The 25,683-nt window shown below is 72.4% G+C and carries 24 protein-coding genes and 1 pseudogene; 14 read left to right on the top strand and 11 right to left on the bottom strand.

Annotation, left to right across the window (positions count from 1 at the left end; translation table 11 throughout):
- The first annotated feature begins 498 nt into the window (after positions 1 to 498).
- The 7 genes from ACIOD2_RS46160 to ACIOD2_RS46190 all read left to right on the top strand — a co-directional run bounded on the left by ACIOD2_RS46160 (position 499) and on the right by ACIOD2_RS46190 (position 8,787).
- Positions 499 to 1,779 carry a lysine N(6)-hydroxylase/L-ornithine N(5)-oxygenase family protein gene (locus ACIOD2_RS46160; protein ID WP_400552014.1) on the top strand — a complete coding sequence of 427 codons (1,281 nt, stop codon included), beginning with the start codon at positions 499 to 501 and terminating at the stop codon, positions 1,777 to 1,779.
- Positions 1,779 to 3,317 carry a class I tRNA ligase family protein gene (locus ACIOD2_RS46165; protein ID WP_400552015.1) on the top strand — a complete coding sequence of 513 codons (1,539 nt, stop codon included), beginning with the start codon at positions 1,779 to 1,781 and terminating at the stop codon, positions 3,315 to 3,317. The genes ACIOD2_RS46160 and ACIOD2_RS46165 overlap by 1 nt, the downstream gene beginning before the upstream one ends.
- The gene (locus ACIOD2_RS46170; RefSeq protein WP_400552016.1) at positions 3,314 to 4,369 is read left to right on the top strand and encodes an NAD(P)/FAD-dependent oxidoreductase; all 1,056 of its coding nucleotides are present in this window, start codon (positions 3,314 to 3,316) and stop codon (positions 4,367 to 4,369) included. Before ACIOD2_RS46165 ends, ACIOD2_RS46170 begins: the two co-directional genes overlap by 4 nt.
- Positions 4,366 to 5,634: an MFS transporter gene (locus ACIOD2_RS46175; RefSeq protein ID WP_400552017.1), complete on the top strand. Its 1,269-nt coding sequence runs from the start codon at positions 4,366 to 4,368 to the stop codon at positions 5,632 to 5,634. The genes ACIOD2_RS46170 and ACIOD2_RS46175 overlap by 4 nt, the downstream gene beginning before the upstream one ends.
- Complete coding sequence (locus ACIOD2_RS46180) at positions 5,631 to 6,929, top strand: ATP-grasp domain-containing protein (RefSeq protein WP_400552018.1); 1,299 nt, start codon at positions 5,631 to 5,633, stop codon at positions 6,927 to 6,929. The genes ACIOD2_RS46175 and ACIOD2_RS46180 overlap by 4 nt, the downstream gene beginning before the upstream one ends.
- Positions 6,926 to 8,128 (top strand): acyl-CoA dehydrogenase family protein, encoded by a 1,203-nt coding sequence (locus ACIOD2_RS46185; protein WP_400552019.1) that lies wholly within the window; start codon positions 6,926 to 6,928, stop codon positions 8,126 to 8,128. Before ACIOD2_RS46180 ends, ACIOD2_RS46185 begins: the two co-directional genes overlap by 4 nt.
- Before the next feature lie 74 nt (positions 8,129 to 8,202).
- Complete coding sequence (locus tag ACIOD2_RS46190; protein ID WP_400552020.1) at positions 8,203 to 8,787, top strand: YdcF family protein; 585 nt, start codon at positions 8,203 to 8,205, stop codon at positions 8,785 to 8,787.
- 641 nt (positions 8,788 to 9,428) lie between these two features.
- On the opposite strand, the gene ACIOD2_RS46195 is transcribed toward ACIOD2_RS46190, so the two are convergent.
- The 6 genes from ACIOD2_RS46195 to ACIOD2_RS46220 all read right to left on the bottom strand — a co-directional run bounded on the left by ACIOD2_RS46195 (position 9,429) and on the right by ACIOD2_RS46220 (position 14,396).
- Positions 9,429 to 10,736, bottom strand: a complete 1,308-nt coding sequence (locus ACIOD2_RS46195; protein WP_400552021.1) for an FAD-dependent oxidoreductase — start codon at positions 10,734 to 10,736, stop codon at positions 9,429 to 9,431.
- Between the two features lie 25 nt (positions 10,737 to 10,761).
- A complete protein-coding gene (locus ACIOD2_RS46200; protein WP_400552022.1) occupies positions 10,762 to 11,421 on the bottom strand; it encodes a DUF6875 domain-containing protein in 660 nt (219 codons plus the stop codon).
- Complete coding sequence (locus ACIOD2_RS46205; protein WP_400552023.1) at positions 11,411 to 12,781, bottom strand: FAD-binding oxidoreductase; 1,371 nt, start codon at positions 12,779 to 12,781, stop codon at positions 11,411 to 11,413. The genes ACIOD2_RS46200 and ACIOD2_RS46205 overlap by 11 nt, the downstream gene beginning before the upstream one ends.
- The gene (locus ACIOD2_RS46210) at positions 12,782 to 13,105 is read right to left on the bottom strand and encodes a hypothetical protein (protein ID WP_400552024.1); all 324 of its coding nucleotides are present in this window, start codon (positions 13,103 to 13,105) and stop codon (positions 12,782 to 12,784) included.
- A 4-nt stretch (positions 13,106 to 13,109) separates the two neighbouring features.
- A complete protein-coding gene (locus ACIOD2_RS46215; protein ID WP_400552025.1) occupies positions 13,110 to 13,547 on the bottom strand; it encodes a cupin domain-containing protein in 438 nt (145 codons plus the stop codon).
- Between the two features lie 78 nt (positions 13,548 to 13,625).
- Complete coding sequence (locus ACIOD2_RS46220; RefSeq protein ID WP_400552026.1) at positions 13,626 to 14,396, bottom strand: response regulator; 771 nt, start codon at positions 14,394 to 14,396, stop codon at positions 13,626 to 13,628.
- 108 nt (positions 14,397 to 14,504) lie between these two features.
- Here ACIOD2_RS46220 and ACIOD2_RS46225 point away from each other — a divergent pair, with 108 nt between their 5' ends.
- Entirely contained in the window at positions 14,505 to 14,849 is a 345-nt protein-coding gene (locus ACIOD2_RS46225; RefSeq protein WP_400552027.1) for a DUF4287 domain-containing protein, read from the top strand.
- A 20-nt stretch (positions 14,850 to 14,869) separates the two neighbouring features.
- Here the strand turns inward: ACIOD2_RS46225 and ACIOD2_RS46230 are convergent, their stop codons facing one another.
- From ACIOD2_RS46230 to ACIOD2_RS46240, 3 genes are all read right to left on the bottom strand, one after another.
- Positions 14,870 to 15,631: an SDR family oxidoreductase gene (locus ACIOD2_RS46230; RefSeq protein WP_400552029.1), complete on the bottom strand. Its 762-nt coding sequence runs from the start codon at positions 15,629 to 15,631 to the stop codon at positions 14,870 to 14,872.
- A 126-nt stretch (positions 15,632 to 15,757) separates the two neighbouring features.
- Positions 15,758 to 17,077 carry an MFS transporter gene (locus ACIOD2_RS46235; RefSeq protein WP_400552030.1) on the bottom strand — a complete coding sequence of 440 codons (1,320 nt, stop codon included), beginning with the start codon at positions 17,075 to 17,077 and terminating at the stop codon, positions 15,758 to 15,760.
- A gap of 124 nt (positions 17,078 to 17,201) precedes the next feature.
- The gene (locus ACIOD2_RS46240) at positions 17,202 to 17,975 is read right to left on the bottom strand and encodes a DUF1932 domain-containing protein (RefSeq protein WP_400552031.1); all 774 of its coding nucleotides are present in this window, start codon (positions 17,973 to 17,975) and stop codon (positions 17,202 to 17,204) included.
- A gap of 77 nt (positions 17,976 to 18,052) precedes the next feature.
- Between ACIOD2_RS46240 and ACIOD2_RS46245 the strand changes: the two genes are divergently transcribed.
- From ACIOD2_RS46245 to ACIOD2_RS46260, 4 genes are all read left to right on the top strand, one after another.
- Entirely contained in the window at positions 18,053 to 18,727 is a 675-nt protein-coding gene (locus ACIOD2_RS46245; protein ID WP_400552032.1) for a GntR family transcriptional regulator, read from the top strand.
- A 248-nt stretch (positions 18,728 to 18,975) separates the two neighbouring features.
- Positions 18,976 to 19,680: a 4-carboxy-4-hydroxy-2-oxoadipate aldolase/oxaloacetate decarboxylase gene (locus tag ACIOD2_RS46250; protein WP_400552033.1), complete on the top strand. Its 705-nt coding sequence runs from the start codon at positions 18,976 to 18,978 to the stop codon at positions 19,678 to 19,680.
- Positions 19,677 to 20,732 carry a 4-oxalomesaconate tautomerase gene (locus tag ACIOD2_RS46255; RefSeq protein ID WP_400552034.1) on the top strand — a complete coding sequence of 352 codons (1,056 nt, stop codon included), beginning with the start codon at positions 19,677 to 19,679 and terminating at the stop codon, positions 20,730 to 20,732. Before ACIOD2_RS46250 ends, ACIOD2_RS46255 begins: the two co-directional genes overlap by 4 nt.
- 10 nt (positions 20,733 to 20,742) lie before the next feature.
- Positions 20,743 to 21,699: a VOC family protein gene (locus ACIOD2_RS46260; RefSeq protein ID WP_400552035.1), complete on the top strand. Its 957-nt coding sequence runs from the start codon at positions 20,743 to 20,745 to the stop codon at positions 21,697 to 21,699.
- On the opposite strand, the gene ACIOD2_RS46265 is transcribed toward ACIOD2_RS46260, so the two are convergent.
- On the bottom strand, positions 21,696 to 22,289 hold the full coding sequence (locus tag ACIOD2_RS46265) for a hypothetical protein (RefSeq protein ID WP_400552037.1): 594 nt from the start codon (positions 22,287 to 22,289) through the stop codon (positions 21,696 to 21,698). The two genes, ACIOD2_RS46260 and ACIOD2_RS46265, sit on opposite strands and share 4 nt — an antisense overlap.
- A 33-nt stretch (positions 22,290 to 22,322) precedes the next feature.
- On the opposite strand from ACIOD2_RS46265, the gene ACIOD2_RS46270 reads away from it, so the two are divergent.
- Both ACIOD2_RS46270 and ACIOD2_RS46275 read left to right on the top strand, forming a co-directional pair.
- The gene (locus tag ACIOD2_RS46270) at positions 22,323 to 23,372 is read left to right on the top strand and encodes a zinc-binding dehydrogenase (protein WP_400552038.1); all 1,050 of its coding nucleotides are present in this window, start codon (positions 22,323 to 22,325) and stop codon (positions 23,370 to 23,372) included.
- Positions 23,373 to 23,540: 168 nt separating this feature from the next.
- Positions 23,541 to 23,744: pseudogene (locus ACIOD2_RS46275) on the top strand (response regulator transcription factor); the annotation flags it as partial.
- A gap of 455 nt (positions 23,745 to 24,199) precedes the next feature.
- Here ACIOD2_RS46275 and ACIOD2_RS46280 read toward each other — a convergent pair.
- The gene (locus ACIOD2_RS46280; protein ID WP_400552039.1) at positions 24,200 to 25,654 is read right to left on the bottom strand and encodes an MFS transporter; all 1,455 of its coding nucleotides are present in this window, start codon (positions 25,652 to 25,654) and stop codon (positions 24,200 to 24,202) included.
- Between the last annotated feature and the right edge of the window lie 29 nt (positions 25,655 to 25,683).

Here is a 25,683-nt window from a genome sequence, read left to right on the forward strand (position 1 = left end):
GGGAAAGCCGTGAGGGGCACCTTCACGACTTGTCCGGTGGGTGTCCGCCCCGCCGGTAGCGCTGGTGGGTGGCTGGGAATGCCGTGAGGGGCACCCTCAGGGACCCAGGAGCCCTGAGGGTGCCCCTCACGACCTGTCCGGTGGGTGTCCGCCCCGCCGGGTCCGCCGTGGGGCTCGGGAAGCCGTGAGGGGCACCCTCAGGGACCCAGGAGCCCTGAGGGTGCCCCTCACGACCCGGCCGCGTACCCAAACGGACCCGGAACGCGGTGAGGCGCCCGCGGTGGACCGGGCGGAGGCGCCGGGCGCGGGCACCGCCGAACGGGTGGCGCGCCCGCCGTACACGACTGCCTGACAAAGCGCGCCGCTGATCGTGCGGGCCTGGCGAAGGCGGGTCAGATTCCCCGCCGGGCGGGACCGTTTTCCCTGTCGCCCGGGAAAAGTGCGCGGTTACATTCGGTCCCGACCTTCGGCCGACGTGCGACAAAAGGGGGAACCCGAGTGACTGACCACGAGGTGGGCGTACTGGCGATCGGGGCGGGACCGGCGAACCTGGCGCTGGCCGCGGCCATCGAGGAGTCCGGTTCGCCCGAGCTCGCCGGGGAAACCCTGCTGCTGGAACAGAGTCCCGACATCAAGTGGCAGCGCAACCTGCTGATGCCCTGGGCCCGCAGCCAGGTCTCGTTCCTCAAGGACCTGGTGACCCTGCGCAACCCGCAAAGCCGCTTCTCCTTCCTGAACTTCCTCCACGAATCGGGCCGGCTGAACGAGTTCGTCAACCTCGGCACCTTCAACCCGTTCCGCTGGGAGATCTCCGACTACCTGCAGTGGGTGGCGAAATCGCTGGAACGGGTGAACATCCGCTACGGCGCCCGTGCCGCGTCGATCGAACCGGCGCACGGCGCGGACGGCTTCGTGACCGGCTGGACCGTCACCCTCACCGACGGCGACACCATCCGCTGCCGCGACCTCATCGTCGGCGGCGGGCGGGATCCGCACGTGCCGGCCGTGTTCGCCGACCTGCCCGCCGACCGCGTGATCCACAGCGCCCAGTACCGGACGCGCATCGCGCAGGCCGACCGGGACGAGCCGCTGCGGGCCGTCGTCGTCGGCGGGGCGCAGAGCGCCGCCGAGATGTTCATGGCCCTGCACGAAAACCTGCCGTCCAGCGAGATCACGCTCGTCGTGCGCTCGGTCGGCCCGCAGAACTACCAGACGAGCAAGTTCGTCAACGAGCTGTTCTTCCCGTCCTTTGTGGACCGCTTCTACGACAGCCCGCCGGAGATCCGCGAGGAGCTGCTGTCCGAGATGCGGCTGACCAACTACGGTGGCATGGCGCCGCCGTTCCTCGACGAGCTCTACCTGATGCTCTACCGGCAGAAGATGCTCGGCCCGGAGCGGTCCCGCGTCCGTGCGATGACCGAGGTCGTCGCCGCGCGGGAAGAGGACGGCGCGGTCGTGCTCGACCTGCGGGACCGCACGAGCGGCAAGGTCGAGCCGCTGGTGTGCGACCTGGTCCTGCTGGGCACCGGCTACGACCCGCGGATGCCCGCCCTGGTCCGGGATCTGGCCGCCAAGGCGGGCAGGCCGGAGATCACGGTCAGCCGGTGCTACCGCGTGGACCTGGGTGACGCGGCGTGGGGCGCGGTGTACCTGCAGGGGGTCAACGAGGAGACGCACGGCATCGCCGACTCGCTGATCAGCGTGCTCGCCCACCGGTCGCAGGACATCGTCGACGACCTGCTGTCCCGGCGCGGCGTCGCACCGGTGCGGAGCGCGTGATGGCGGGGGAGCGGCTGGTGGTGCTCTCGCCGGCGCCCACCGCGAACGGCGACCTGCACCTCGGGCACCTCGCCGGTCCGTTCCTCGCCGCCGACGTCTGCCGCCGGTACGCGGAGGCGACCGGGCGGGAGGCGCTGTTCGGCACCGGCATGCACTTCACGCAGAACTACATCGTCACCGCCGCGCGGCGCCTCGGCGTGACCCCCGAGGGCCTGCGCGAGGAATCGGCCGCGCAGGTGGCGGAGACCCTGGCCGCGCTGGCGGTCCGGGTCGACGGGTTCGCCTGCCTGGAGGACCGGTTCGTCAAGATGGTGCTGCGCTTCCACGAGCGGTTGCACGCACTGGGGAAGCTCAAGCTGCGCGCGGTCAAGTTCCCGTACTCGACGCGCTCGGGCCAGTACCTGATGGACGCCTACGTGCGCGGCGGCTGCCCGTTCTGCCTGGCCGACGGGAACTCCGGGCTCTGCGAGAGCTGCGGCCACCCGATCGAGCCCGGTGAGCTGCTCTCACCGCGCTCGGCGCTGGACCCGGACGAGCCGGTGGAGCTGCGCGAGGCCGAGATCCTGGTGTTCTCGCCGGAGGAGTACCGGGCCGAGCTGACCGAGTTCTTCGCCGCCCGCCGGTCCGGGATGCGGCCGCACATGGCCCAGCTGATCGACGAGATGCTGGCGCGGCCGCTGCCGGACTTCCCGGTCACGCAACCGGGCTCGTTCGGCATCCCGGCGCCGTTCCCCGAGACGCCCGGCCAGGTCTTCTACGCCCACATGGAAGGCATGCCCTGGAGCATGTGCACCACGGCGCTCGCCGCCGAGCGGCGGGGCGCGGTGCTCGCCGCCGACGACGAGCTGTGGGCGGCGGGCTCGGGCACCCAGGTCGTCTACTTCATGGGCCTGGACGCGACCTACCCGTTCGCGGTCGTCGGGACGGCGATGCTGCTGGCGCTCGGCGGGTACGTCCTGCCGGACCGGTTCGTCACCAACGACTTCTACGAGCTGGCCAACGACAAGTTCTCCACCAGCCGCGCCCACGTCGTGTCCGGGCGGGAACTGGCCGGCGAGGTGCCCCGGGACCTGATCCGGTTCCACCTCGCCTCGACCAGCCCCGAGTTCCAGCGCACCGACTTCACGCGCGGCGCGCTGGAACGGGTGACCGAGACGCGGCTCGTCGGGCCGTGGAACCGGGTCGCCGAGAAGGTCGACACGTGGGTCGGCCGCGAGCTGCCGGTCTCGGAGCGGTCGCGGGCCGCGGCCGGGCGCGTGCTCGAACGGTTCGCCGCCGCCTACGGCGTCGACGGCTTCAGCATGACGGCGGCCGCGTTCACCCTGGCCGAGCAGCTGGGCCGCCTCGACGGCTGGGAGCCCGGCGAGCACGACGCCGGCGACTTCTGCCACGAGGTCGACGTCCTGCTGCGCTGCGCCGGGCCGATCCTGGTCGACCTGGCCGAGGCGCTGCCGGACCGGACGATCCCGGCCCGCGCGGCCGCGACCACCGTCACGCCGCGGCGGCTGCCCCGGCTCGACGGCGCGGTCCTGTCGTGACACCCCGGGAGGTGGTCATCGCCGGGGCCGGCGTCACCGGCCTGCTCGCCGCGGTCGAGTGCGCGCTCGCCGGGCACCACGTGACCGTCCTGGACCGGGGCCCGATCCCCAACCCGGATGCCAGCTCGGCCGACCAGCACCGGGCGCTGCGCACGTTCGCCCCCGGCGACGCGGCCGCGTCCCGGCGGATGGCGGCGGCGCACCGGCGCTGGCTCGAGCTGGAAACCCTGCTGGGGGAACGGTTCCTGCGCCGGGTCGGCATTGTCACGGCCTGGCCCGACGGCGAGGTCGGCGGCGTGCTCGAGGCGGCGATCGGCGCCGGGGTGCCGGTCTCGACCGTCGCCCCGGAGAAGCTGCCGCACATCGGCTTCCCGGCGGGCACGACGGGCGTCCTCGAGCTCGACGCCGGGGTGCTGCTGGCCGACCGGGTGCTCCGGGCCGCGGTGCGCTGGCTCGACGCGCACCCCGCCGTGCGGCTGCGGCCCTGGTCGGCCGTGACCGAGGTGGACGGCGACACCGGCAAGGTCACCCTCGCCGGGGGTGAGGTCCTCGGGGCCGACGGGGTGCTCGTCGCGGCCGGGCCGTGGACCCCCGACCTGGTCGGTCTGCCGGCGGTCCGGCACCGGCAGACCATGCTCTACCTCCGGCCCCCGGCCGAGCTGGCCCGGTGGTGGGAGACCGCCCCCGGCGCGGGGCGGATCGGCGCGGACGCGCGGGCGTGGCTGCTGCCACCCGGCGACGGCACGCTGCTCAAGATCAGCTCGGACGCGGTCTGCCGCGAAGTGCCCGACACGGACTGCGCCGGGGACGGCCCGGCGGACTGGACGCAGCGGCTGCTGGCGGCGTCGATCCTGTCCGATGTGGACCGTTACACCGTCGTCGCGGCCAAGCAATGCCACTACCTGTCCGGAAAAGACGGCGAAGGTGACGCCTTGCTGGCCCGCGTCGGTTCGGCCGTCCAGGCCCGCGCGGCGTGCGGCGGCACCGGGTTCGCCACGGCGCCGCTCGCCGCCCGCCGGTTCGTCACGACCATCACAGAGGAGACGGCATGAGCAACGAGGCCCGGGCCGGCGTGTTCGCCGTGCTGAAGGCGACCCCGACCCCCGTGCGCTACCTGCTCGGGGGCGTGTTCGTCAACCAGCTCGGCGCGTTCGTCCAGACCTTCCTGCTGCTGTACCTGACCGTGCGGGGGGTCTCGGTCGCCGCGGCGGGCCTGTGCCTCGTCGCCTACAGCGTCGGGGCGATCTTCGGGACGATGCTGGGTGGTGAGCTCACGCACCGCTTCGGCCCGCGCAACACCATCGTGGTGGCGATGATCGCGTCGGCCCCGCTGGTCGCGGCGATCCCGCTGCTGGCCCACCCGTCGACGTTCTGGCCGCTGGCCGGCGTCGTCGCGCTGGGCGGTCTCGCGACGCAGGCCTACCGGCCGGCGGCGGCGGTGCTGCTGTCGGACCAGATGCCCGAGGAGCACCAGGTCATGGGCTTCTCCATGATGCGGATCGCGCTGAACATCGGGGCCGCGCTGGCCCCGCTGATCGCCGCCGGCCTCATCCTGGTCGACTGGGACCTGCTGTTCTGGCTGGACGGTGCCACCGCGGCGGTGTACGCGCTGCTCGCCTTCGCGCTGCTGCCGAAGAACGTCGACGTCCCGCCCGAAGAGGACGAGGAACCGGCGTCCACAGTGGACCGGAAGTCGGCCTACGCGACCATGGTGCGCGACGGCAAGTTCCTGCTCTACCTGGGGTCCATGTTCGTCGGCACGATCGTCTACGCCCAGTTCACCGTCGCGCTGCCGTTGCAGATCCTCGCCGACGGCCACCCGGAGGCGCTCTACAGCGCGGTGCTCGCGACGTCGTCGATCATCCTGATCGTCACCGAGCTCAAGCTCACCACGTACGTCACCCGCTGGCCGCCCCAGCTGGCCGCCGGTCTCGGGCACGCCGTGTTCGCGGTCGGTGTCGCGGGCTGGGGGCTGGCCGCAGGCTCCGGCACGCTCGTGATCCTCAGCACCGTGTTCTTCGTGTCCGGGCTGATGATCTCCGGGCCGAGCATGTTCGCCTACCCGGCCCGGTTCCCGTCCCGGTTGAAGGCCCGCTACATCGGGACGCAGCACACGATCATCGGCCTGTCCTCGGCGCTCGGCCCGGTGTTCGGGGTGTTCGCGTGGACGTGGCTGGGCAGCGGCATCTGGCCGCTGTGCGGCGCGCTCGGGCTCGTCGCCGGCTACTTCGCCTGGGCGGCCATGAAGCAGAAGACCGCGCCGGTCCCGGCCGTGGAGACCGGGACCGCGACGGAACCCGTGGGAGGGAAGGCATGACCGAACCGAACGGCGTGCTGCTGGTGATCGGCAGCGGGCTGAAGCTCTACCGCGAGTACCTCGTCCGCTCGATCCACCGGCGCGCCCGGTCGGCGGGGCTGGACCTGGTGCTGCTCAACAACCTCAAGCCGACCTGGCAGAAGAAGTACTTCGACGAGATCGTGCTGACCAACGTCTTCGACGCCGAGGTGATGACCGCCGCGGCCAGGGAGGTGGCCGCGCGGCGGCCGATCGCCGGGCTGATGTGCTGGGACGAGCCGGTGGTGCTGGCCGCGGGCGAGCTCGCCGTCGAGCTCGGCGTGCCGGGCCTCGGCCCGGACGGCGCGGTCGGCTGCCGGGACAAGTACCGGACCCGGTCGGTGCTCGCCGCGGCCGGCCTGCACCAGCCCGGCTTCGCCACGGTGGGGACGGCGGACGAGGCGATGGCGGCGGCGGAGAAGATCGGCTACCCGGTCGTCGTCAAGCCCCGCGCGATGGGCGCCAGCATCGGCGTCGTGCTCGCCGCCGACGCGGCCGAGGTCGAGGCGGCGTTCGAGGTCGCCGCGGGCGCGAGCCGGGCCGAGCACGCGCCCTACGGGGGCACCGCGATCGTCGAAGGGTACGCGGTGGGCCCGGAGATCAGCGTCGACGCCGCCGTCCACAAGGGCGAGTACCTGCCGATGTTCCTGGCCCGCAAGCAGAGCGGCGCCGAGCCGTACTTCGAGGAGACCGGGCACGTCGTGGACGCGGCCGACCCGCTGCTGCGCGACCGTGAGCTGATGGACGCCCTCGCCCGCGCGCACCAGCTGCTCGGCGTCGAGGACGGCATCACCCACACCGAAGTCCGGCTGACCGATCAAGGCCCGCTGATCATCGAGATCAACGGCAGGCTCGGCGGCGACCTCATCCCGTTCCTCGGCCTGACCGCCACCGGGATCGACCCGGGCGAGGTGCTCTTCGACGTCGCCACCGGCCGGCGGCCGGAGCTGGTGCCGACCCGGGAGTCCGTGGTGGGCATCCGGTTCGGCTGCCCGCCGCGGGACTGCGTGATCCGGTCGGTGACGGTGCCTTCGGACACCCCGGGGCTGGTGACGGCGTCGAAGATGGTCGAGCCCGGCGCGTCGCTGCGGCTGCCGCCGGGTGGTTACCTCGCGCGGCACTCGTTCGTGGTCTGTGAAGGCGACGACGTCGAGGCGTGCAACGAGCGGCTCGACCAGGCGGCGGCGCTGGTCGAAGTGGACGCCGACCCGCTCGGCCCGCCGCAAACGGGGGCGTCGTTCGTGATGCCGGCCGGGCTGCTGGACGTGGACGCGTGACCGCCGAGAGCCTCACGCGCCCGGCGCCGCCGCGGACCGCGGAAGAGATCCTGGCCCGGGCGAAGGCGCTGGTCCCGGTCCTGCGCGAGCGCGCGGGGGAGTTCGAGCGGCTGCGGCGGCTGCCCGAGGACGTCGTCGAGCTGATGCGCGGGGCCGGGGTGTTCCGGATGGCCTTCCCCCGCGAGTTCGGCGGGCCGGAGCTGACCTCGATCGAGCAGACCGAGGTCGTCGAAGCGCTGTCCTACGGCGACGCTTCGGCCGGCTGGTGCACGCACATCGGGGCCTGCACCGGGCTGTACGCGTCGTTCATCGCCGGCCCGGCGGCCCGGGAGATGTTCGCCGGCCTCGACCTCGTCACCGCCGGCATGCTGTTCCCGGTGGGCCGCGCCGAGCGGGTGCCCGGCGGGTACCGGCTCACCGGGCGCTGGACGTTCGGCAGCGGGGTCACCCACAGCGACTGGGTCATCTCGGGCGCGTTCATCTACCGCGACGGCAAGCCGGACCCGAGCCCGGACGGCCGCGACCCGCACGACTCGCGCCTGTTCATGGTGCCGCGCGCCGACGTCGAGGTCGTCGACAACTGGCACACCACCGGCCTGGCCGGCAGCGGCAGCTGCGACTACACGATCACCGACGTGTTCGTGCCGGAGGAGCGCACCCTCGCCTTCGACACCGTGCACGGCCGCCCGAGCCCGCTGACGAGCGCCGAGTCGTTCATGCGCACGATCCCGGGGGTGCCCCTCGGGGTGGCGCGGGCGGCGCTGGACCACGTCCGGGAGATCGTCCGGACCCGGGTGGACCGCGCGACGGGCGTGCCGTGGGCGGACAACTGGCGGATGCAGACGACGCTGGCCGAGTGCGAAGCGGACTTCACGGCGTCTCGGCACGGCGTCTACGGGACGATGCGGGAGCAGTGGGAGCTGCTCTCGGCGGGCTTGCCGGTCCCGGTGGAGCTGCAGGCGGCCCTGCCGCTGGCGCGGCTGCACGCGTTCCGCACGGCCCGCTCGATCGTCACCCGGCTGTACGACCTGATGCAGACGGGCTCGATCCACCGCAGCGGCCCGCTGGACCGCTGGCTCCGCGACACCACGACGATGTGCCAGCACCTGCTGGCCCAGGACCGCATCCTCCAGTCCGCGGGCGCGCACCTGCTGGGCGGGACCCCGGAGTTCCGCCTCTGCCTGGGTATCACGAGTTAGCCGCTGGTCCGTGAAGGCCACCTTGAGGGACTCAGAGTCCCTCAAGGTGGCCTTCACGGCATTAAAGTCGTGGCATGCGCGCGGTGTGGGTGGTGGCCGGGATCCTGGCCTGGAGCGAGTGGCTGAACCGGCGCTGGTCCCGCACGCTAGTCGCGCCCGGCGGTGACGGCGGTGCCGAGGCCGTGGTCGTGCTGGGCTACCGCAACCGCGGTCCGACGGCCAACGCCGTCAACCGGTGGCGGGTCCGTGCCGGGCTGCGCTCCCTGGCGGGCTCCGACACGCGCGTGATCTTCAGTGGCGGTGCTTTTGCCGACGGCCCCGCGGAGGCCCAGGTGATGGCCGACTACGCGGAGCGTGTGCTCGGGTACAGCGGCCGGGTTCTGCTCGAGGACCGGAGCCGGACGACGTGGGAGAACGTCACGAACGTGATTCCGCTGCTGGAAGACGTCGACCGTGTGAAGATCGCTTCTCAGCCGGCGCACGCGCTCAAGGCCCGTGCCTACCTCCGCCGCCGTCGGCCTGATCTCGCGGCGAAACTCGTGGCCGCTGACGACTATCGCGTTGGGGAATGGTTGCTGTTGAAGCCGTTGCTCGCGCTGTACGGGCTGTGGACCCTGCGCCGTCTTGAGCCCGGCGAACGGAACGCCCGGCGGAGCTGAGTCCGCCGGGCGTTCCGGGTGACGATGTCGGAGTTGCGGCGTTGTCGATGGAGGATTTTGGCCGCCTGACGTCCCAGATCCTCCATCGACCGGAGGCCAGCGGCGGAACGGCCGCGGGGTGTGGGGGCGCCCACGCCTGAGGCGCGGCAGGAGGGAACGGCGCCGAGGAACATGCGGCGGCAGCCGCGCGGACGCCCGGCGGGAGCTGAGTCCGCCGGGTGACCATGTCGGAGGTGCGGCGTTGTCGATGGAGGATTCTGGCCGCTCAACGTCCCAAATCCTCCATCGACCGGAGGTCAAGCGATCGAACGGTCGCCGGGTGTGCGGGCCAGGGACCTGCGGCGGCAGCCGCGCGGACGCCCGGTGGGAGCTGAGTCCTCCGGGTGACCATGTCGAAGGTGTGGTGTTGTCGATGGAGGATTTTGGCCGCTCAACGTCCCAAATCTTCTATCGCCCGAACGTCGGCGACCGATTGGTCGCCGGGTGTGCGGGCCAGGGACCTGCGGTGGCAACCGCACGGACGCCCGGCGGAGCTGAGCCCGCCGGGCGTTCCGGGTTACCACGCCGAACGTGCAGCGCCGTCGGCAGCGTATGCGGGCCACCGACATGAAGCGGCAGCCGCGCGTTCCGAACAAGTCCTTTCAGGACCGTCGCTTCCGCAGCAAGGCCGTGCCGATAGCCGCGAGCCCAGCCACCCCCAGCCCTCGCAGCACCCGGTGCTGACGAACCGCCCGCCGTTGCGCCGCCGCGTACGGGATCGTCGTGTTGGTCACCATTGCGTGCAGGGGCATCCAGCGTTTCCCCGACACCCGCTCCAGCGCCACGTCCAGGGCCTTCTCCACCCGGACCGCCGGCGAGCGGACCGTGTCGCGTAGCTCGGCGAAGTTGCGACGGGACATCTCGGCCAGTGCGTCCGTGTTCGGCTTGCGCCGGGCGTAGTACCGCTCGAACGCCACGCCCGGGTCGTCCGGGTGGGCGCGCAGGCTGCTCGCCAGCTCGCGGCAGTCCTCGAACGCCGCGTTCATGCCCTGGGCCAGGAACGGGAACACCGCGTGACACGCGTCGCCGACCAGCACCACTTTGTCCTCGTGGTGCCACGGGGTCGTGCGGGTGGTGACCAGGTTCATCGTCGGGCGGTCGAAGAACCACGTGCCGATGTCCGGGACGAGCTCCAGCAGGTCCGGGAACAGGTCGCGGAAGAGCCGTTCGACGTCGCCCGCGTCGCGCAGGGTCTCGAAGCTGCGCGGGCCACGGAACGGCAGGACGCACGAGCAGGTGAACGAGCCGTCGCGGTTGGGGTGGGCGAACATCATGGTGTCGCCGCGCGGCCACAGGTGGAAGACGTCCGGGTCCATCCGGAACCCGCCGTCCGGCCGGGCCGGGATGTGCAGCTCGCGCCAGCCCCAGTCGAGGAACTCCTGCGTGTAGCCGGCACGCTCGTCGCGCTGCAGGAAGCGGCGGACGGCGGAGAAGACGCCGTCGGCGCCGACCAGGACGTCCGCCTTCGCGGTCAGCCCCTTGCCGGTGGTCTGGTCGACGAAGTACGCGGTCGCGGTGTCCTTCTCGATGCCGGTGCACCGCGCCTCGAAGACGAACCGGACACCCGGGACCTTCGCGGCCGCGTCGACGAGCAGCGCGCCGAGGTCGCTGCGCTGGATGGCCAGGATGCCGCCGTCGCCGTACGTCGAGAACCGCGTGCCACCGTCGCGGTCGTGCAGCAGCCGGCCCCGCATCGGCATGACCAGTGCGTCCACTTCGGACCGGAGCCCGGCGTGCCCGAGCGCGTCGAGCCCGCGGCGGGAGAGGCCGAGGTTCATCGACGACCCTTCGCCGGACGCGACCCGCGGGTCCGGGCGGAGGTCGTAGACGGTGACCGTGTGGCCTTCGCGGCCGAGTGAAAGCGCGAGGAAGGCGCCGGCCATGCCGGCGCCCACGATGGTGAACTCCATGCGTACCCCTTCCGGGCGAAAAGTGTCAGGGCGTGCGGACGGCGTCGCGGCGTTCCGTCAGCCGCCGGACGAGCTGGTCGCGGATGCGGGGCGGGATGTCCGGGGCGAACCGCCGCAGGTAGCTCTCGGCGTGCACCTCGGAGTCCATCAGGAACGGCAGGTCGAACACGACGAGCTTGCGGATGGCCAGCAGCGGCACCGGCGCGCGCAGCGCCTTGAAGTGCGGGTTCCACAGGCCCGGCTGGTCGCACGCCGGGTGGAACTGGCCGATCATCACGCCGTCGGCCACGAACCGGTCCTTCGCCCGCGCCTGGACGGCGTCGAGCGCGGCCGAGCTGAGCGGGTCGAGGTGCGGCAGCACGAGCAGGATGGTGAGCAGCTCGCGGTCCTGGCCGTTGAGCTCGGCCGCGAGTTTTTCGTACCACGACCGCAGGCTTTCGACGGCCTCGGCGATGTCGGCGCCGCCGGCGTCGGTGAGGGCGGCGAGGTGGAAGAGTCCTCTGTGGAGGGACGGCTGGGTGTACGGGCACACCGGGCCGCTGCGGCCGAGCCCGGGGTTCGACGTCACGAGGTAGCGCCGGGCCCAGGCCAGGATCTCCGCCACCGGCGCGTGCTGCGCCGGCGGCACCTGGCCGTGGTCGACCTCGGCGGCGGTCCAGATGTGGACCCGGTCGTCACCGATCATCGCGCCCGATGCCCTGCTCGAAGGCGAAGAGCCCGTCCGGGTCCAGCCGCCGCTTGATCTCCAGCAGGCGCGGGTAGTTGGCGCCGTAGTACGCCGTGCGCCAGTCCGCGCGGTCCGGGTCGGTGAAGTTCAGGTACGCCCCGCCGGAGGTGTACGGCGCCAGCGCCTCCTGCAGGCCGGTGAGCCAGCCGAGGTTGGCGCGGACGACGCCGGGTTCGTCGTGCTCGTCCCATGACGTGTCCATCGACAGCAGGAACCGCGCGTCCCGGTGCGGGAACGCGGTGTCCGCCGCCGGGACGCGGTTGACCTCGCCGCCCCAGGAGAACAGGGCCGCGCCACCGCCGTCCGGGTTGCCGCTGCCGGGCCACCGTTCGAGCCACGAGAGCAGCGTCGCCACGGCGTCGTCCGGCAGCGCCTCCCGGGTGAACGCCGTCCGCGTCGCGAACGCGCCCGCGGCGGTCTCGTGCCGCAGGAAGTCCTTCGCCTCCCAGAACGTCCGGTCGTCGACGTCGCACCGGAACGGGCGGGCCACCGCCAGCACCGGGTCGAGGATCTCCCGCAGCTCGGCGGCCGGGCCCAGGTGCTGCCCGATGGCCGAGACGACGGTGCCGTCCCCGGTCGTGGCGACGCCGATCCGCGCGGCGAACTCGTCGGGCGCGGTCCGGACGGTCTCCTGCAGCACGGAGAACACCTTCGGCGCGTCGGTGACGGGCCAGAGCAGCAGGTAGGTCGAGCAGTCCCGGACCGGGCGAGCCCGGAAGGTGAGGGACGTCGTGACCCCGAAGTTCCCGCCCCCGCCGCCGCGGCACGCCCAGAACAGGTCGGCGTTCTCCCGCGCGTCGCAGTGCACGACCTCGCCGTCGGCGGTGACGAGGGTGGTCGCGACCAGCGCGTCGGCGGTGAGCCCGAACTTGCGCGACGTCGCGCCGTTGCCGCCGCCGAGCGTCAGGCCCGCGATGCCGACCGAATCCCCGTTGCCCAGCGCGAAAGCCATCTCGTGCGGCTGGAGCGCGGTGTACACATCGGACATCAGCGCACCGCCCGCGGCCGTGACGAGCCCGGTCTCGCCGTCGGCCGTCACCGCGTTCAGCGCGCCGACGTCGAGGACCAGCCCGGTACCGGTCGAGTACCCCGCGAAGCTGTGCCCGCCCCCGCGGATGCTGACGCCGGTACCGGTGTCGCGGGCCCAGGCGAGGGTCCGCCGGATGTCCTCGACGCCGGTCACGGCGACGCCGCCGGCCGGCACGGTCCCGGCGAACCGCCGGTTGAACGGCGTACCCGGGCCGGGCTCACCCGGCGCGAACACCGGGCCGGTCACGGCACCGGCCAGGTGCCGCCAGTCCGCCTCGGTCGCGGTCACTCAGGTCACCTCTTCGAGGTAGGAGACGCCGGTCGCCGCGTGCGGGCCGTAGCGCTCCCACACCTCACGCAGCCGGACCCGGCCGTCTTCGGTCACTTCCGGGGTGTTGACGGTGTGCCCGCTGATGACGTCCCCGCCCGCGAGCACGATGGTGTATCCCAAGTGGAGGGTCCCGTCCGCGGCGCGCGTGCCCGCGGTCGAGCCGCGCAGCACCTCGCCGCCGGCGAACTCCGACCACACAACGTCGCCGTCCTGCCGGTAGACGGTGACCGGGTTGGACTCGCTGCCCGTCTTGCGGAACTTCTTCCCGTCGTAGTCCAGCACCGGCTCAGCCCGCCTCGGCCGGTGTCGCCTGCCGCGCGAGGAACTCCTCCGACATCGAGGTGTCCCACCAGATCGCGTAGTACGAAACGTCTTCGTCGGTCTCGTTGACGACCTGGTGCGCCAGCCCGGGTGGCAGGAAGACCAGGTCCCCGGCGGCGATCTCGTACCGCTTCCCGCCCCCGCGCACCTCGGCCCGGCCGGACATGACGAAGAAGATCTCGCGGTCCTCGTGGGCGTGCTCCAGCGCGACGTCGCCGGGCCGCAGCACGCACCAGGCGCCGCGGAAGGGCGCCGCCACGCCGTCCCACGGCAGCAGCAGCTTGAGGTCGAGGCCGTCCATGCGGTGCAGGTGCTCGGGTTCCCGCTTCCGGATGGTCACGACGGCAGGTTCGAGGTCGGTCACGTCCCACTCCGATCGGTGGTGGATCAGGCTCAGGCTCAAGAGCCGAGGCTAAAATCGGCCGGTTCCCGCGGGATAGGGGAGCGGTTCCCGTCCGCCGGGGAATCGGTCCCGTGCGGTTCAGCCGCGGCCGAGCCCGGCGTCGCGCGCCATCACGATCACCCGCGCGCGGTCGGCCGTGCCGAGCTTCGTGAAGATCGCGGAGACGCGGTTGCTGATCGTCTTCGGCGCCAGGGCGAGCTCCCGCGCGATGGCCGGGTTCGACTTGCCGGCGGCGATGCGGTCGAGCACTTCCCGTTCCCGCGCGGTGAGTTGCGCGAACGGGTAGGGGTCGAGGGTGCTCTCCGGGCGCAGCCACGCGCCGAGCCGGCCGGCGATCGCCTTGCAGATGATGGCCTCGCCTGCCGCGACGGCCTGCACGCCGCGCAGGATCTCCTCCGCGCCGGCGTCCTTGCCGAGGAAACCCCGTGCGCCGGCGTGGAAGGCGGACGTGATCGCGCGGTCGTCGTCGACCTCGCTGAAGACGAGCACGGCGGTCCCGGGCGCGGTGCGGGCAACCCGGCTGATGACGTCGATCCCGTTTTCGCCGCCGAGCTGCACGTCGATGACGAGCACGTCCGGCCGCAGCCGGGTGGTCTCCGCGAGCGCCCCGGCGGCGGTGGCCGCCTCGCCGACGACCGTGACGGCGCCGGAGCGCTCGAGCATCGACCGGACCCCGCGGCGCACGGCCGGCCGGGTGTCGGCGAGCACCACGGTCGGTGCCGTGACATCGGGCACCGCGTCGATGTCGGCCGCGTGCAACCTGACCCGCGGGTCCGGCATCCAGGTGATTTCGCCCGCGTTCGCCTGCTGCTCCACGTTTTCCCCCAGCACCCCTCGGCCCCGCCCCATCCGGGGACCGGCGAAGCTTCGCAGTCACCGTCGACAATCCGGTTGCAGTCCGTCGACACCGTGATGACAGCGGAGTCCTTGACAAAAAAAGTTGTCGGTGAGACGGTGGTGGCACGCGAGACGCACCGGGGAACCGCCGGTGCGGACGGCCCGGAACAGCCGGATCGTCACCATCGGACTTCGAAAGACAGGGGAGCAGTCATATCCTTCCAGGCCTACCTCGACAACGCCGAGAAGCGGACCGGGATCACCCCGCGCGGCTTTCTCGACCTGGCGTTCGGCAAGAACCTGACGAAGCACGGCGAAATCGTCACGTGGCTCAAGACCGAACACGGCCTCGGTCACGGGCACGCCACCGCCATCGCCCGGCTCGTCACCAAGGGGCCGGACTTCGTCGCCGAGCACCACACCGAGGGCGTCCTGCACCTCGACGGCGTCGCCGCCCGGAGCTGACCTCCGGGCGGCGTGGCGGTTCAGGCCGGGGCGATCGGGCCGAGGTAGGTGCCGCCGGAGACGTCGAGGGTGCGGCCGGTGATCCAGCGGCCGCCCGGGCCCGCCAGGAAGCCGACCACGTCGGCGACGTCCTCGGGCTCGCCGATCCGGCCCAGCGCGGTGATCGACGTCAGGCCCGCCGCCGCCTCGGGAATGGCCAGCATCGGGGCGGTCAGGTCGGTCCGGATCGGGCCGGGCGCGACGGTGTTCACCGTGATCCCGCGGTGGCCGAGGTCGTTGGCCAGGGTCGGGGCGAGCGCCTCGACCGCCGCTTTGCTGACGGTGTAGGCGATCTGGCTCGACACCGCGATCCGCGAGGCCATCGAGCCGACGGTGACGATCCGGCCGCCGTCGTTCAGCAGCGGCAGCAGCCGCCGGATCAGCAGCATCGGCGTCTTCACGTTGACGGTCAGCAGCAGGTCGAGCTCGTCCTCGGCCAGCTGGGCGAGCGTGCTGTGCGAGCCGACGCCCGCGTTGTTGACCAGGATGTCCAGCCCGCGGTCACCGAACGCCGCTTCGACCGCGTCGGCCAGTTGGTCGACGGCACCGGCTTCCCCGAAGCGGGCGGCGACGGCGAAGGCGCGGCCGCCGGCGTCCTCGATCATCGTCACGGTCTCCTTGGCCGCGGCCTCGTTGCCCCCGTGGTGCACGGCGACGACGGCCCCGTCGGCGGCCAGGCGGAGGGTGATCGCCCGTCCGATGCCCCGCGAACCCCCGGTAACCAGTGCGGTCTTCTCGGTCATGTCGGGCTCCTCCGGTCGGTGCCGGGCCCTGGTGACCCGGCGACGACCGAAGGTTTCCGCGCCCCGCTGACCGGACGCGCACCACGCGTGCACCGGCCCGCGGGCGGCGGTTCACGGGCGGTGCGTTCACGCGTGCTGGGTCCTGCGCGGCAGCGCGACGGGTTTCGGGAGCCGGCGGACCAGCGAGACCATCACCGCGCCGAGCAGCCCGGCCAGGGCGAAGACGCCGAAGCCCAGCGCGGACAGCCCGCCCGCCACGAGGATGCCGCCCAGCCAAGGGCCGAAGACCGCGCCGAGCCTGCCGACCCCGGACACCCAGCCGAGCGCGGTCGCGCGGCTGTCGGCGGGGTAGTAGGCGCCGACGCTCGCGTAGATCAGCGTCTGCGCGCTGAACAGCCAGCCGCCGGTGAGGAACACGACCACGTACGTCACCAGGAGCGGCATCTTCAGCGCGAGCAGGCCGACGCCGACCGCGGTGAGCGCGAACCACGTGATCGCGACCGGCCGCGACCCGAACCGGTCGGCGAGCCGCCCGGCCACCAGCATGCCGGCGATGCCGCCGACGTTGATCACCAGCAGGAAGCTGATCGCCGAGCCGAGGTTGTACCCGTTGGCGCGCATCATGGTCGGCAGCCAGGTGTTGACGCCGTAGACCAGCAGCAGCCCGGCGAACGACGCGACCCAGAACAGCAGCGTCGTCATCCGGACCGACGGCGCGAACAGCCCGCGCAGCCCGCCGCGGCGCTCGGGGTCCGGTTCGGGGGCGAACGCGTCGAGCGACACCGAGAACCGGTCGGCGATCGCCCGCGCCCGCTCGGTCTTTCCCTTGGCCAGCAGGAAGGTCAGCGACTCCGGCAGCATCACCGCGACCACCGGCAGCACGACGACGATCGGCACCGCGCCGATCCAGTACACCGAGCGCCAGCCGAGCGACTCGACGATCACCATGCCCAGTGCCCCGGCGAGCGCGCCGCCGGCCTGGTGGGCCGTCATCACCACGGTGACGGCGAGGTTCTTCCGCCACGGCGGCGCGTACTCCATGACCATGGCGATCGCCGACGGCAGCAGCCCGCCGAGCCCGACCCCGGCGGCGAACCGCGCGCCCCCGAAGAACTCGACGCTCGGCGCCAGCGCGCACGCGGCCGAGGCGATCGAGAAGAGCACGACGCCGGTGAGGATGATCTTCCGGCGCCCGATCCGGTCGGTGATGACACCCGAGGCGAGCGCTCCGAGCATCATCCCGAAGGTGGTCAGGCTGCCGATCGTGCCGCCGGTGACGGCGGTCAGGCCGAACCCCTTGTCGGCGAGCACGCCGGGCAGGGTCGCGCCGTAGACGAACAGGTCGAGGCCGTCGAGCAGGACGAGCACCCAGCAGAGCGCGGTCACCCGGATCGACAGGCGGCTCGAAGCGGCTTCGGCGGCGGGGGAGAGTTCCGGTGCGGACATCGATGTCCCTCTCGTCCGGAGATGGGGCGAAGGGTCCCGAAGCTACATCCGCTGAGATATTGGCCACAAGATGAGCGTCATGATTGTTCACAATTTAGGCGACATGGCCTAACGGGCGCCGGGGTTACTCCGGTTCCTTCGACAGTTTCGCCAGCTGGTCCCGCGCCGCGCCCGCGACGTCCGACGGGACGCCCAGGTCTTCGAGCATCTCCGCGGCGGCCGCCATCTCGGCCGTGCGGCGGACCGCGTGGGTGTAGGACCCGGTGACCAGCCGCTCCACGGTGGACTCGTTCGCGGCGGTCAGCTCGTCGGTGATCAGCTGCCGCAGCCAGTCCTCGCACCCCGCCGCCCGCGCGGCCTCCAGCGCCTCGACCACGGCTGCCGACATGCCCTTGAAGAACACACTGCGCAGCAGCTTCCGTTCGGCCGCCAGGCCGGCCTCGCCCGGCATGACGTCCACCGCCGCGCCGAAGCCGTTGAGGACCGCGGCCACCTCGGCGGCCGCCGTGCCGGTCGCGAGCATCGGCACCCGCAGCCCGCGGCCCGGCACCGGCGCCATGATCGCCACGTCCGCGAACCCGGTGCCGTGCGAGGCCGCGAGGGTGTCCAGCCGGCGCTTCGTCCCGGGTGACGCCGTGTTCAGGTCAGCCCAGAGCGCGTCCGGCGCCATCCCGGCGAGGCCGGCGGCGAGCGCGTCGTAGGCGGCCGACGCGCTGTTCACGCTCAGCACCAGATCCGCGCCCGTCGCCGCTTCGGCCTCCGAGCCGGTGGCGGCGATCCCCTCCGGCGCGGCCACGGCCGGGTCGTACCCCCGGACCACGGCGCCGGCCGCCGCCAGGTCGCGGGCGAGCGCGCCGCCCGCTTCGCCGAGCCCCAATACCGCGATGGTTCCGCGCATAGCACAATCCTCTCCAGGCACCTACGATCAAGTGAACGATCTGCTCGACAAAATTGTCAACAAACAGGGGTGGGAGTATGGCGGAGACTGCCGCGGACCAGCGGCCGGGGGAACGATCCGTGGTGGCCGCGATCCGCGACGCCATCGTCCGCGGCGAGTTCGTCCCCAACCAGCGGCTGGTCGAGGCCGATCTGTCCGCCCAGTTCGCGGCCAGCCGCGCCAGCGTGCGGTCCGCGCTCATCGAGCTCACCAACGAAGGCCTGGTCGAGCGGGTGCAGAACCGCGGCGCGCGGGTGCGCGCGGTCTCGCTGGAGGAGGCCGTCGAGATCTCCGAAGTGCGGATGATGCTCGAGGCGCTGTGCGCGGCGAAGGCCGCCGAGCGCATCACCGACGCCGAGATCGCCGAACTGCGCGAGCTGGGCGACGCGATGCGCGACGCCGTGTCGAGCGGCGACGTCGTCGGCTACTCCGGGCTCAACCAGCGGCTGCACCGCCGCGTCCGCGAGATCGGCGGGCAGCGCACCGCCGAGCAGGTGCTCGAACGGCTGCGCGGGCAGAGCGTGCGCCACCAGTTCCGCCTCGCCATGCGCCCCGGCCGGCCGCAGGTCTCGCTGCCCGAGCACCTGGCGATCATCGACGCCGTCTGCGCGCACCACCCGGTCGAGGCCGCCGAAGCCGCGCGGGTCCACCTGCAGAGCGTCATCGAAGCCCTCCGCGAAGCCGACGCGGCCGAGGTGTCCCACCTGCGCTGACCGTGGCTGCGGCGCGCGGCGGCCGAGCGATCGTGTCGTCCATCCGCGTACGCGTGTCGTCCGGCTGAGTACGCGTGTCGTCCGGCCGGGTCCACGCGAGCGTTGAGGCGCGCCGGTCCGGAACGGACGACACGCGTACCCCGGCGGACGACACGCGTACCTGGATGGACGACACGGCGTCTGAGTCATTCAAGTGACTGTCGCCAAGATTGTTGACAATTTCGTCGGCGCTCTCTAGCGTCGACGGCATGAAACCGGTCATCGTCACGAACCCACCCCGCGCCGACGCCGGGCAGGTGACCCGGCTGGCGGAGTACGGCGTGGCCACGGTGCACGAAGCGCTCGGCCGCACCGGCCTGCTCGGCCCGCACCTGCGGCCGATCCAGGACGGCGCGCGGATCGGCGGCACGGCCGTCACGGCGCTGTGCTGGCCGGGGGACAACCTGATGATCCACGCGGCCGTCGAGCAGTGCCAGGAGGGTGACGTCCTGGTCGTCACCACGACTTCGCCGTCGCAGGACGGCCTCTTCGGCGAGCTGTTCGCCACCGCGCTGCGCCACCGCGGCGTGCGCGGGCTGGTCACCACCACCGGCGTCCGCGACGTCGCCGAACTACGCGAGCTGGGTTTCCCCGTGTGGTCGGCCGCGGTCAGCGCCCAGGGCACGGTCAAGGCGACGGCCGGCGCGGTCAACGTTCCGGTCGTCGTGGGCGGCCAGACCGTCCACCCCGGTGACGCGATCCTGGCCGACGACGACGGCGTGCTGCGCGTCCGGCGTCAGGACGTCGAGGAGGGCCTGACGGCTTCCCAAGCCCGGCTGGAGAAGGAAGCCGCCGCGCGCGAGGCGTTCGCCGGCGGCCAGCTCGGTCTCGACCGCTACGGCCTGCGCAAGACACTCGACGCGCTGGGCGTCCGCTACCTCACCGCCGAGGAGTACGAGAAGGAGCAGGGATGACCGGCGTGCGCTGCATGCTCATGCGCGGGGGCACGTCGAAGGGCGCCTACTTCCTCGCCGGGGACCTGCCCGCCGACCCGGGCGACCGCGACGACCTCCTGCTGCGGATCATGGGCACCCCGGACCCGCGCCAGATCGACGGCGTCGGCGGCGCGCAGCTCGTCACCAGCAAGGTCGCGATCGTCTCCCCGCCGGGCGGGCCCGACCGGGACGTCGACTACCTGTTCCTGCAGCTCGGGGTCGACGAGCCGACCGTGTCCGACCGGCAGACCTGCGGCAACCTGCTCGCCGGGGTCGGCCAGTTCGCCGTCGAGCGCGGCCTGGTGCCCGCGGGCGGCGAGCGCACGACCGTGCGGGTGCTCCTGGTCAACACCGGCGCGATCGCGGTCTCGACGTTCGCCACCCCCGGCGGCGAGGTCGACTACGCCGGTTCGCTCGCCATCTCGGGTGTGCCCGGCACGGCCGCGCCCGTGGAGCTGGACTTCACCGAGACCGAAGGCTCGGTCGCCGGAAGCCTGCTGCCCACCGGCAATGTCCGGGACAACGTCGGCGGCATCGAAGTGTCCTGTGTGGACAACGGGATGCCGGTCGTCGTGGCCCTCGCCGCCGATTTCGGCGTCACCGGCTACGAACCGGTCGAGGAGCTGACCGGTCTCGGCGACCGCATCGACGCCCTGCGCATCGAAGCCGGCAAGCTGATGGGGCTCGGCGGCGTGAGCGGCAGCTCCGTCCCGAAGACGACGCTCGTCGCGGCCCCGCGCGAAGGTGGTGCCATCGCCACCCGGACGTTCATCCCGGTCAAGCCGCACCCGTCGATCGGCGTGCTGGGCGGGGTCAGCGTCGTGACGGCCCTGCTGCTCGACGGCGCGGTCGGGCACGAGCTGCTGGTCCGCCCGCCCGCCGGCGAGCCCATCGAGGTCGAGCACCCGAGCGGCACGCTCGGGGTCGGCGTCGAGTTCGACACGACGTCGGGGACACCGCGGGTGGCCCGCTCGACCGTGTTCCGCACCGCGCGGAAGTTGTTCGACGGCACCGTCTTCCCCCGTTCCTGAGGAGTCCGCCATGCCCGATCCCTCGCCTCGCCACGAGATCGCGCACCTCGGGCACGTCGAGCTGTTCACCCCGGAACCCGAGCGCAGCCTGGACTTCTTCGTCCGGGTGCTCGGCCTGACCGAGAACGGCACCGACGGCGACTCCGTCTACCTGCGCACGTGGGACGACTACGAGCACCACAGCCTCAAGCTCACCGCCGCGAAGACGTCCGGCGTCGGGCGCACGGCGTTGCGCACGACGAGCGCGGAGGCGCTGGAGCGGCGGGTGAAGGCCCTCGAAGAGCGCGGCCTCGGCATCGGCTGGGTCGACGGGGACACCGGCGTCGGGCCGTCGTACCTGTTCCGCGACCCGGACGGCCACGAGCTGGAGATCTACTGGGAAACCGAGCGCTACCGGCCACCCGAGCACCTGCGGCCCGCGCTCAAGAACCAGGCGCAGGCCTACCCGGGGCGCGGGGTCGGCGTCCGGCGCCTCGACCACGTCAACTACCTCGCGCAGGAGGCCGCGGCCAACGGGCAGTTCATCTGTGACGCGCTCGGCGGCCGTGTCACCGAACAGATCCAGCTCGACAACGGCGTGATCTCCGGGCAGTGGACGCATTTCGCGCAGAAGTCCTACGACCTCGTGTACACGACGGACTGGACGCGCTCGACCGGGCGGCTGCACCACATCGCGTTCGCCACCGACACCCGCGAGGACATCCTGCGCGCGGCCGACATCGCTCTCGACGCGGGCGTCCACATCGAGACGGGCCCGCACAAGCACGCGATCCAGCAGACGTTCTTCCTCTACCTCTACGAGCCCGGCGGCAACCGGATCGAGCTGTGCAACCCGACCGCCCGGCTGATCTTCGCGCCGGACTGGGAGCCGGTCACCTGGACCGAGGCCGAGCGGGCCAAGGGGCAGGCGTGGGGGCTGAAGACGATCGAGTCGTTCCACACGCACGGCACCCCGCCGGTGGTCTAGTCCTTCGCGGGTTCCTCCGGTTCCGCGTCGGCGTCGTCGCCGTGGGTCAGGGTGCGGAGGGAGGAGAACAGGCTGATGCGGCGCATGTCCATCAGCTGCCAGCCGCGGGCGATGCCGAAGGCCAGGTCGCCGATCAGCACGTAGTACAGCGTGCGCAGCGGGTCCCAGTTGCCCGGTTCGGTGAGGAGCCGGACGCCGGCGTAGATCTCGAAGCCCGCGATCACCAGCAGGGCCGACGCCATGCGCAGCGAGCTCCAGTGCCCCCGCCGGTGCCGCACCGCCGTGACGATCGACCGGGTCGCCGCCGCGTCGAACACCAGGATGCCGACCCCGGACGCGACCGCCCACCCGCCCGGCGTGCTCCCCGGTACGAGGATCATCAGGGACAGCACCAGCGCGTTCGTGAACAGCAGCATCGCGGCGGACGCGCGCGTGTGGTACTCGGCGTGGGTCGTCGTCCGGTGGACGCGGTCGGGGGAGACCGACACCGCCACGAAGAGCAGGCCGATCAGCGCGCCGCTCGCACCGGCGACGGCGATCGCGAACTCGTGGTACTCGTCGGGGATGCCCATCGGCGCAACGTACTTCATCCGGGTGTCCCGCGCGCGGGCGATCTTTGTGGTGTGATCGAAGGCATGGGTGACACGATGCTGGCGGGCCGGCTCGATCTGGACAAACGGGAATTCGGCGTCGAGGAGGTGCCGATCCCGGTGCCGGGGCCGGGGGAGGTGCGGATCGCGGTCGCCGCGGCCGGCGTCTGCCTGTCCGACCTGCACCTCATCGACGGCACGCTGCCCGGCACCGGCCAGGTGACGCTCGGCCACGAGGTCTCGGGCACGATCGAGGCGCTCGGCCCGGACGTGCCGGAGCACCTCGCCACCGGCCTGCGCGTGACGCTGCAGGCCGGCCAGTCGTGCGACGTCTGCGACCGCTGCCTGCGGCGCCTGCCGTGCCGGCGCTCGCGGGTGCGCGGGGTGCACTACGACGGTGGCTGGGCGGAGTTCGCGCTCGCCCGGGCGGACACGGTCGTCCCGATCCCGGACGACCTTCCGTTCGACCAGGCGGCGATCATCCCGGACGCGGTGTCGACGCCGTACGCGGCGGTCGTCGCGACGGCCCAGGTCCGTCCGGCGAGCTCGGCGGGCGTATGGGGCGCGGGCGGCCTCGGCGTCCACGGCCTGCAGGTGCTGCGCCTCGCGGGCGCGGCCCCGATCGTCGCGATCGACCCGCTGCCCGCGGCCCGCGAACGGGCGTTGTCGTTCGGCGCGGACTTCGCCCTCGACCCGGCCGCGGCGGACTTCGCCGAGCGGATCGGCGCGTGGACCGAAGGCCGCGGCCTGGACTACGCGTTCGACTTCGCCGGCTTCGCGGCGGTGCGCGAGCAGGCCGCCGGCGTCCTCGCCGCGCAGGGCGCGATGGTGCTCACCGGGCTCACCAACGCCCCGCTGCACCTGCCGGACAGCACCGGCCTGAGCGTGCGCGGCCAGCGGGTTCTCGGGCACTTCGGCTCGTCGGGGGAGCACGTGCTCGAACTGGTCACGCTAGCCCGCTACGGCCGGCTCGACCTGTCCCGCTCGATCAGCGCGCACATCCCGCTGGCCGAGGCGGACCGCGCGGTGAAGCAGCTGGCCGAGAAGTCGGGCGACCCGATCCGGCTGATCCTGGTGCCGTGACGTACGTCCCATGTGGACGGTGCACGTTCGACGGTTTCGACGTCCCGGCCGGTTTTGATCGGGATGTGGTGTAACGGCGGGCGTGCACTCGCCGATGTCGGGTCTGTGAGTCTGCGTGAAGCACCCGTCATCGGCAAACACTGGCCTGTCACGACGAAGGTCCCGATGACCGGCCGCGAGACCGAGATCCTCGACCTGATCGGCGAAGGCCTGCGCAACCCGGAGATCGCCGCCCGGCTCGTGATCAGTGAGGCAACGGTGAAGACGCACATCAACAACCTCTTCGCCAAGGCGGGCTTCCACAACCGGGCCGACGCGGTGCACTACGCGGTCAGCACGGCCGAGCCGGGCCGCTACGCCCGCGCCGACTGACCCGGCTCGGCTTCGCGGGCAGCGCAAGGAACCCGCTGTGCGCAGGTGGTCTTGCGGTTCGCCCTGGTCGGTCGGCGGCTTCGGTGTCGCCGAAACGGCCGGGACATGGCGGGGCAGCAACGCGGTGATGGCCGACTCGATCGGCGCCGTGCCAAAGCCCATCGCGGGCATCACAAAGAACCGGCGGCGCGGGCATTCTCGCCGCACGTATCGGACGATCGGTAGCGCGGAGGCAAGCTGCCGCAGCTGCTCCGGCTCAGTCTCTCGGCCCCGCCGAGGGCACCGCAAGGAACCCGCTGTGCGCGGGCGATCTTGTGGTTCGGCCCGGTCGATCGGCGGATTCGGCTTCCCGCCAAGGCTGCGGGCACCACAAAGAACCCGCTGTGCGCGGGCATTCTCGCCGTTCGAACCGGCCGAGACCGCCGCCACGGCGCAACCCGTGGCGGCGGCCCGGCTCAGCTTCCGGCCACCGCCGCGGGTTCCGGCTTCCGGGTCACCGACACCGCCGGGACGTAGCGGGGCAGGAACGCCGCGATGGCCAACGCGATCAGCGCCGCACCCGAGCCCATCGCCAGCACCACGCGGAATCCGCTCTGTGCGGGCAACACCACCGGTCCGAATTGGACGGTCAGCTGGGCCAGCACCAAACCCGCCGTCGCGCTGGAGATCGACGTGCCGATCGAGCGCATCAGCGTGTTCAAGCTGTTCGCCGCCGCGGTCTCCGACACCGGGACGGCCGCCATCACCAGGCCCGGCATCGCGCCGTAGGCGAGGCCGATGCCGCCGCCGATGACGCACGAGATCAGGACCAGGTGCCAGACCTGGCTCATCAGCACGATGCCGATCGCGTACCCGATGGCGACGACGACCGCGCCGAGCATCAGCGTCGTCTTCGGGCCGCGCGTGCGCGAGATCCGCGCGGACACCGGGGCGAGCGCCATCATCACCAGCCCGGACGGCGCCATCACCAGGCCCACCACCAGCATCGACCGGCCGAGGCCGTAGCCGGTGGCCGCCGGCAGCTGCAGCAGCTGGGGCAGGACCAGCGACATCGCGAACATCGCGAAGCCGAACACCGCGGACGCGAGGTTGGTCAGCAGCACCTGGCGCCGCGCGGTCGTGCGCAGGTCCACCAGCGGCTGCCGGGTCCGCAGCTCCCACCGGCCCCACAGCAGCAGCACCAGCACCGCGGCGGCGAACAGGCCGAGCGTCGCCGCGCTGCCCCAGCCCCAGTCGGCGCCCTTGGAGATGGCCAGCAGCAGGCACACCAGGGCGATCGACAGCCCGGCCGCGCCGAGGACGTCGAAGCGGCCGCCGGTGCGCACGGGTGATTCGGGGACCAGCGCGACGACCAGCCCGGTGACGACCAGGCCGAGCCCGGCCGAAGTCCAGAACAGCACGTGCCAGTCCGCGCGCTCGGCCAGCAGCGCCGCCGCGGGCAGGCCCAGCGCGCCGCCGACGCCGAGGGAGGCGCTCATCAGCGCCGTCGCCGAACCGAGCCGTTCGGCCGGGAGCTCGTCGCGCATGATGCTGATCCCGAGTGGGATGACGCCCGCCGCGAGGCCCTGCAGCGTCCGCCCGGCGACCATCGGCACCAGCGTGTCCGACAGGGCGCCGATCGCCGAGCCGACGACCAGCGCGCCGAGGCTGACCAGCAGCATCCGCCGCTTGCCGTACATGTCGCCGAGCCGGCCGACCGTCGGCGTCGCGACCGCGCCCGCCAGCAGCGTCGCCGTGATGGCCCAGGTCGCGTCCGAGGCGGACGCGTGCAGCAGCCCGGGCAGCGCCGGGATCAGCGGGATCACGAGCGTCTGCATCAGGGAGACGACGATGCCGGCGAACGCGAGGACACCGACGACGAGGCTCGCTCTCGGCGCGCTTTCCCCGGCGGGAGCGGAAGGTCTGGACACGGGTGGATCCTCCAACGGGGGACGCAAGG

Source organism: Amycolatopsis sp. NPDC088138 (genome assembly GCF_044741685.1).
In the GTDB taxonomy this organism is placed as follows: Bacteria; Actinomycetota; Actinomycetes; order Mycobacteriales; family Pseudonocardiaceae; genus Amycolatopsis.